Origin of the sequence: Aequorivita sp. 609 (genome assembly GCF_014212065.1) — a bacterium.
In the GTDB taxonomy this organism is placed as follows: Bacteria; Bacteroidota; Bacteroidia; order Flavobacteriales; family Flavobacteriaceae; genus Aequorivita; species Aequorivita sinensis.
Genome location: NZ_JACJVM010000034.1, coordinates 512,092 through 519,063 on the forward strand (window position 1 = coordinate 512,092; position 6,972 = coordinate 519,063).

Consider the following 6,972-nt stretch of genomic DNA (forward strand, 5'->3'; position numbering starts at 1 on the left):
GGGCTATTTTATTTTTTCTATGCAATAAGTTGCTCATTCGGAATTATTGTTACACTTCTAGTTCTTTTTATCTTGTAACTCTAGTTCAAAAATAGAATCTCGAAAACGCTCTTGCTTTTTTAATTCATTCTCTTCGTCTTCTTTTCTTTGATAATCTATTTTGTCTTTTAAAAACTTCTCATTTAAGTGAATGATTAAATTCTCCACTGCAATGTTTAGTTCTTTTACAGATTCTTGGATATTTAAAGAGTCTATATTGTCTTGATGTGATGTTTGGTATAATAATTCTGATCTAGTTTTTAGAACTAACAACCTGCTGTTTATAGGATTTGTATTAAGCGTATCTGGAATTTTTTTAAATAGAGAATCTGAAATTTCTCTAAGCCTCACGGCATGTTCTCGTAAGTCGCGGTAGTTACTTCCGTTAGCACTTTTTGCTTCTTGAATAAGATCTTCCAAAACTCCCCATTTTACAGCTTGTTCTTTTGCAGGTTCTGAAAGTTGAGGATATGTATAGGTTGTATCGCCAAAAATTATAGACATATTGGTATTTGGCAATTCTACTTTTTGTTCTTCAGAATTATTTCCACAGGAAAAAAAGAAACTAATAGCTATTAAAATAGGAATTATAAACTTCATAAAAAATTAAAGAACCACAAATATACTGGTTATTAACGAAATGACACGTTAATTTTTTTAAAGGGAAAGAGTTGATTATCCGTATATTTGCACCTCATTTTGATAAAAAGAAAATTGATGAAAAAGAGGATTCTGATTATTGGGGCCTGTGGACAAATAGGAACAGAGCTAACAATGTATTTAAGACAGAAATTTGGGTCACATAAGGTTATTGCAAGTGATATCCGTGAAGGCGATGAAGAGCTTATGAATAGTGGTCCATTCGAAATATTGGACGCTACCAATTATGAAGCCATACAAGAGGTTGTAATTCGTTACGAAATAACTGAAGTTTATTTAATGGCAGCTATGCTTTCGGCTACTGCAGAGAAATTCCCTATGCGTGGGTGGAACTTAAATATGGATTCACTTTTTCACGTTTTAAACTTAGCTAAAGATAGAAAAGTAGAAAAGGTATTTTGGCCATCTAGTATTGCTGTTTTTGGACCTACAACTCCAAAAAATGATACCCCACAGCACACTATTATGGAGCCAAGTACAGTATATGGAATTAGTAAACAAACTGGCGAGCGATGGTGCGAATATTACAATAAGCGTTATGGGGTAGATGTTAGAAGTATCCGTTACCCCGGTTTAATTAGCTACAAAACCTTACCTGGTGGTGGTACTACCGATTATGCAGTAGATATTTACCACAAGGCACTTAAGCACAAACAGTATGTTTGCTTTTTAAATGCTGAAACAACGTTGCCAATGATGTTTATGGATGATGCTATTCGAGCGACTGTGAACATTATGGAAGCCGATAAGGAAGATGTTAAAATTAGAAGTTCGTATAATCTTGCTGGGATGAGTTTTGATCCTGAGGATGTTACTGCAAGTATCAAAAAGCACATTCCAGAATTTAAAATTTCTTACGAACCAGATTTTAGACAAGATATTGCCGATAGTTGGCCACAAAGTATAGACGATAGCGAAGCTAGAAAAGATTGGGGTTGGGAAAGCAAAATTTCATTGGATGAAATGACAGAGATTATGCTTACAAATTTGAAGGATAAGTACTAATGCCTTTAATCGGCATTTGCTGAAGTTATCAATAAAAACAAAAACAGGTTCAAAATTAATTGAACCTGTTTTTTTATAAAATAGTTGGCTAATCAAGAAGTTTAGGCTTCACAACTTGCGCAATCTTTTTTCTGAGCAAACTTTTGTGCAGCATTCATACTGTGTTGGTAGTACAGTGATTTCAAACCAAGTTTCCAGGCAGTTACGTGAATTTTATTAATCTCCTTAACTGGCATTTCTGGATGAATAATAATGTTTAAAGACTGACCTTGGTCAATGTGGTTTTGACGGTTAGCAGCTTGATATATTAAATCCATTTGATCGATTTCAGAATAAGTTTTAAACACATCTTTTTCTTCATCGGTTAGAAAGTCTAAGTGCTGTACGGAACCGTCGTAATCTCGAATATTTCTCCAAACTTCAAGAGTATTCATACCTTTCTCTTCAAGTAATTTCTCTAAGAATGGATTTTTAATTGTAGTTTTTATCTTGGCGATATCTTTTACATAAATATTAGACCAGATAGGTTCGATACCTTGTGACACTTGTCCTAAAATAAAGGCAGAGGAAGTTGTTGGTGCAATAGCATTTAAGGTAGCATTACGTCTGCCATAACCTTTAAGTACTTCTGGTTCCCCAAATTTTTCAGCTAATTCTTCCGAAGCTTTGTACGACTTCTCTTTAATAATTCTAAATATCTCACTGTTTAAGTTATAAGCTTCTTGGCTATTTAACGGAAGCATTTTAGATTGTAATAACGAGTGCCATCCTAAAACTCCAAGTCCTAAAGAGCGGTTATCCTTAGCGAAATTATAAGCGCGTTCCATGAAAAGGAACGTTTGTTTGTCTTCACGACTATCAGAGTCACGATAAACTTCTAGTTTTTCAATGAATTCGGTAATTACAGCATCTAAGAAATATACCATAGTTTCAACGGCATCGGTATCTTTCCATTTGTCATAGTGTAATAAGTTTACTGAAGATAGTACACATACAAACGACCAATTATCGTTAGATGGTAGCATTATTTCAGTACACAAATTACTGGCGTAAATAGGTAGGTTTTTATCTTTATAAACATCTGCAGCCGAATTGTTTGCGTTGTCTTTAAAGAAGATATAAGGGTAGCCCATTTCACCTCTTCTTTGCAATACTTTTGCCCAAATAGTACGCTTAGCTTCGTCTCCATCAATCATTTCCTGCATCCATTGGTTGGTTACAGTCACACCGTGCGTTAATTCTTGTATAGGATTCCCTTCAGTACCAATTTCTAAGAACTCCATAATGTCTGGATGCTCAACTGGTAGGTATGGTGAAAAACGTCCTCTTCTAACCGAACCTTGGCTTACAACATCAACCATAGATTCAAAAAGCTGCATAATATGAACAGCGCCTGAGGCTTGACCATTATTTTTTACTTCAGCTCCACGATGACGAATTTTTCCAAAGTACCCTGAAGTTCCTCCTCCAAGTTTAGACATCATACCAACTTCAGATTGGGTGTAAAGTATATTCCCCATATCATCGCTAATGTGCGATCCAAAACAGCTGATAGGAAGTCCTCGTTCTTTTCCAAAGTTAGACCAAACAGGTGATGCTAAAGAGAAAAACCCTTCAGACATATAATGGTAAAATTTATCAGCATAACCTGGTATTTCTAAAATTTGTTCCGCTCTATCTGCAATTTCTCTAATGCGTTCTTCTGGAGTCACCCCTGGTGTAAGGTAGCCAGAAGCTAAAAAGTTACGGCTGTGTTCTGTAAGCCATTTAAAGCCTTGTTTTTCTTCACTTGTATTGTGTAGTGCTTCTTTTCTAGCGTTTACTAAGTGGTCAGTTTCTGAATTTGACGTTGTAGTCTGTGTGTCGAGGTTGGTGTTTAGTTCGTTCATTTAAAAAAGGTCATCACTGGTTATACTTTGGGTTCTTTTGCTGTAGTTTATTGAGCGTTTTACGAAGAAATCTCCATGCTTGGTACCGATAATCTCATCGTCAAACCATTCAGTTTCCGCTAATAAACTTTCGTCTATGTCAAATATTTTTTCAATTCCGATACTTTCAAGCGACTTGTTGAAACGATTTTTGATAAACTCGTTTACAACATTTTTTGGCAAGAAGTCTAATTCGCCATCTTCAAAAATCCAATCGATTATTCTGCTCTCGGCGATAAAAGCTTCTCTACACATTTCTTGAATCATATTGTGGTAGCCTTCGTCAAACCAATCTGGATTCTCTTCTTTAATGATTTTTATTAAGTCAATTCCAAAGTCACCGTGAATTTGCTCTTCTTTTGAAGTAGCCTCGACCACGTTTGAAATACCTTTCAACATGTTTTTATGCTTGTTAAAAGCCATGATAATCAAGAATTGCGAAAACAATGAAACGTGCTCGATAAAGAGTGAGAAAAGTAAAACAGATTCGGCGTAGTCCTTATTATCTTCACTTTTTGCATTTTTCAGTGCGGTTTCTAAATAGTGAACACGCATCATAATTACTGGCTTCTTTTTTAGGTTTTTAAACTCCTCGTTTAAGCCTAATATTTCAAGAAGGTGTGAATATGCATCGTGGTGTCTAACTTCACTTTCTGCGAAGGTCGATCCTACCGATCCAATTTCTGGTTTTGGCATTCTATGGTATAAATCGCCCCAGAAGTTTTTCACTGCTACTTCAATTTGAGAAATAGCCAGCATTGTATTTTTAATGGCGTTGCGTTCTACGTCGGTAAGACGAGTTTTAAAATCTTGGATGTCACTAGTAAAGTTGAATTCGGTGTGAATCCAATATGAATGACGAATAGCTGGAACATATTCGTAAAGCGCTGGGTATTCGTATGGCTTTAAATTTATTCGTTTCTCGAATATGTTTAGCTTTCGTTTTTGGGTTTGTTGATTTCTGTAAAGGATATACCCTTTTGCTACATCGAAAAATCCACTTTCCATCAATTTCGTTTCCACAAAATCTTGAACTTCTTCTACAGTTGGGATATATTTCCCATCCATGCTTTTTCTTTCTAGCAAAGCTTCATAAACCATCTCAGATATGCGCTTTGCATCCTCAGGTCCACCGTGATTTGCAGCGGTCATTGCTTTTAAAATTGCATCTGTAATCTTTTGTAAATGAAAGAGTTTGGTGGTAAAATCTCTTTTAATAACGTGGGTAATTTCCATAAGAATGCGTACTAAAAATTATAAATAGTATTCAAAGTATAAAGATGAAAATTATATCGATGTGATTTGATTGATTCGTCAATTTGTTGTCAAATGGTTATTAACAATTATTTAAAGTTGAGGAAATCTTTTGGAGCCTGAACATTTCAAAGCTTAGCGTGAAAATGATAATGAATGTTGTTTGAATTTGTGTTAGATTTTAATGAAATCCTATTTTCAAAAAGCATGCTGGAGTGATTTAATTAACAACAATCTGGTTTCGAAATAAAAAAATAAGTTGGGAAATGCACAAAGCAAAACCCAACTTATAAATAACATTTGTTAATGTTTCTAACTTATTGAACTACTAATTTTTGAGTGTTAATTCCTTTTGTAGTTGTTGATCTAATGTAGTAAACACCAGACTGAAGATTAGCGATGTTCAAATTTGCTTCCTTCTTATTTAAATTAGTTTCTTTTAAAATCACTTTTCCAGTTGTGTCTACAATGTCAATGGCGGTAATTATATTTTTATCGCTTGAAATTGTAAATTGGTCTGTAGCAGGATTAGGGAACATACGTAAATTGTTTGCAAATAAATTTTGATTTGAAACGCCCATTGTTCCAAGTTCTTCATAATCATAGATATAATCACAAACATAAATTAACTCACCTAAATCATTCTCGGTGTACCAGTGTTCAAGTATTGGTTTGTTAACCATTTCAACTAAACTTTTTGTTTTTGCACCGTCCTCTGGATTTACAGGTAACACTAGTTGTTCAACTATGTAATCGGTGTCGTATTCATATAAATGTTTATTTGTAACTCTACTTCCGCTTGGGGTTTTGTGTTCCCACTTAATGCAGTTTTTATTGTCGTCGTAGTAAAACCATTCTACTCCAGGAACATACCACGCTGTTCCATCCCAAATTGACGGTTTTGAGCTTAATAATGTACCATCAGAATTGTAAGTGTATTCGATTTTCCAAGAGTCGCTCAAAGTTCCCGTTTGCCAAGTGTCTTTTACAAATTCTTCTAATTTTTTACCCTCGGCATTATAGGTAACGGTGCCAACTTCAATCAAATCTGTTTCATTAAAGTATAGCTCCCAAGACTCAAGTTGGTTGTTGCTGTTATAAAAATATTTATAAATTCCTCCTAGCTCAAAAGTCGAGCCTCCAAAACTATTGTAATTTTTTCGGGTGGTAAGATTTCCATCTTGGTCGTATTCGTAGTCCAAATAATAAACGTGGGTCCAGTTGCCGTTTATTTATTGATATCCATCTAGTTTAATCACATTGTTTGCTACATCGTAAGTTAAAGTATCTCTATATCTAACGTTGTCATCTATAAGAAGTGCGTCTGTAGAACTCAATAACATATCTGAGTTATAAGTGTATTTTTCATACTCAAATCCGTCTGAAGATCGATATTCAGAAAGTAAGAATTCCTTTTCGATGTTCTGAGTAAAACCTATTGCTGTGCAAGCAAAAGACATGCAAACAAGTAAAATTTTTTTCATAAAAGATGTTTATTTAATTAGAGAATTAGGGTTTTGCTAACAAACTTACATCGATTTTAATAAAACACAAATAGATTTCGTAAAATTAAAAACTGAGCTAAACCCTTGTAATAATTGACATTAACTGAATTTCCTTTTTACTATTAAAGCCTTGGATATCAATGTAACTCTGTTGTTTCTAAGGTTGAATATTGAAGAATAAACTGCTAGTTATTGGAATTTGAATAAATATATCTATGGAAATAATCCAAGATAAAAAGGATAAATTCCAATATAGTGTTTAACTTTGAAATTAATAATTCAACTTCAGTATGTCTAAAAAAACTTTAAATGGTCGCGGAGCTCAGAAAAATATTCAAAATAGATTTTTCGAAAATAAGCACGAAATTTTAGATGAATATTTAAATTTCTGTGAAGTAGAAGGAGAGGAGGCCGATAGAAATAAAACTAACTATATTGGGGTATTCCCAAAGACGTTTGTTAACAAAGAACTGAGATAAAAAACAACTAATTTCTTTATTAATTTTTGACAATATAATTCTAGGCTTACAGATAGAAAGAATAGATCCGTAAGCTCTTTTTTATTTCAGGCACAATTATTT

General features: G+C 34.0%; 7 protein-coding genes. 2 read left to right on the forward strand and 5 right to left on the reverse strand.

Features of this window, described 5'->3' with window-relative positions; all coding sequences use genetic code 11:
- Positions 1-57: 57 nt before the first annotated feature.
- A complete protein-coding gene (locus H4O20_RS11710) occupies positions 58-639 on the reverse strand; it encodes a hypothetical protein (RefSeq protein ID WP_139854341.1) in 582 nt (193 codons plus the stop codon).
- Positions 640-756: 117 nt separating this feature from the next.
- Between H4O20_RS11710 and H4O20_RS11715 the strand changes: the two genes are divergently transcribed.
- The gene (locus tag H4O20_RS11715; protein ID WP_185099346.1) at positions 757-1,704 is read left to right on the forward strand and encodes an NAD-dependent epimerase/dehydratase family protein; all 948 of its coding nucleotides are present in this window, start codon (positions 757-759) and stop codon (positions 1,702-1,704) included.
- Positions 1,705-1,805: 101 nt separating this feature from the next.
- Here the strand turns inward: H4O20_RS11715 and H4O20_RS11720 are convergent, their stop codons facing one another.
- The 4 genes from H4O20_RS11720 to H4O20_RS11735 form a co-directional block, all read right to left on the reverse strand.
- A complete protein-coding gene (locus tag H4O20_RS11720) occupies positions 1,806-3,593 on the reverse strand; it encodes a ribonucleoside-diphosphate reductase subunit alpha (protein WP_185099347.1) in 1,788 nt (595 codons plus the stop codon).
- Positions 3,594-4,868, reverse strand: coding sequence for a ribonucleotide-diphosphate reductase subunit beta (locus tag H4O20_RS11725; protein ID WP_185099348.1), 1,275 nt, complete (start codon positions 4,866-4,868; stop codon positions 3,594-3,596).
- Between the two features lie 335 nt (positions 4,869-5,203).
- Positions 5,204-6,088 carry a T9SS type A sorting domain-containing protein gene (locus tag H4O20_RS11730; protein ID WP_185099349.1) on the reverse strand — a complete coding sequence of 295 codons (885 nt, stop codon included), beginning with the start codon at positions 6,086-6,088 and terminating at the stop codon, positions 5,204-5,206.
- Positions 6,089-6,118: 30 nt separating this feature from the next.
- Positions 6,119-6,370, reverse strand: coding sequence for a hypothetical protein (locus H4O20_RS11735; protein WP_185099350.1), 252 nt, complete (start codon positions 6,368-6,370; stop codon positions 6,119-6,121).
- 311 nt (positions 6,371-6,681) lie between these two features.
- Here H4O20_RS11735 and H4O20_RS11740 point away from each other — a divergent pair, with 311 nt between their 5' ends.
- The gene (locus H4O20_RS11740; protein ID WP_185099351.1) at positions 6,682-6,870 is read left to right on the forward strand and encodes a hypothetical protein; all 189 of its coding nucleotides are present in this window, start codon (positions 6,682-6,684) and stop codon (positions 6,868-6,870) included.
- Positions 6,871-6,972 lie beyond the last annotated feature (102 nt).

Excerpts from the sequence above, each read along its gene's own strand:
- H4O20_RS11725 (WP_185099348.1), bottom strand. The coding sequence starts at position 4,868 with ATGGAAATTACCCACGTTATTAAAAGAGATTTTACCACCAAACTCTTT.
- H4O20_RS11740 (WP_185099351.1), top strand. The coding sequence starts at position 6,682 with ATGTCTAAAAAAACTTTAAATGGTCGCGGAGCTCAGAAAAATATTCAA.
- H4O20_RS11720 (WP_185099347.1), bottom strand. The coding sequence starts at position 3,593 with ATGAACGAACTAAACACCAACCTCGACACACAGACTACAACGTCAAAT.
- H4O20_RS11715 (WP_185099346.1), top strand. The coding sequence starts at position 757 with ATGAAAAAGAGGATTCTGATTATTGGGGCCTGTGGACAAATAGGAACA.
- H4O20_RS11735 (WP_185099350.1), bottom strand. The coding sequence starts at position 6,370 with ATGAAAAAAATTTTACTTGTTTGCATGTCTTTTGCTTGCACAGCAATA.
- H4O20_RS11710 (WP_139854341.1), bottom strand. The coding sequence starts at position 639 with ATGAAGTTTATAATTCCTATTTTAATAGCTATTAGTTTCTTTTTTTCC.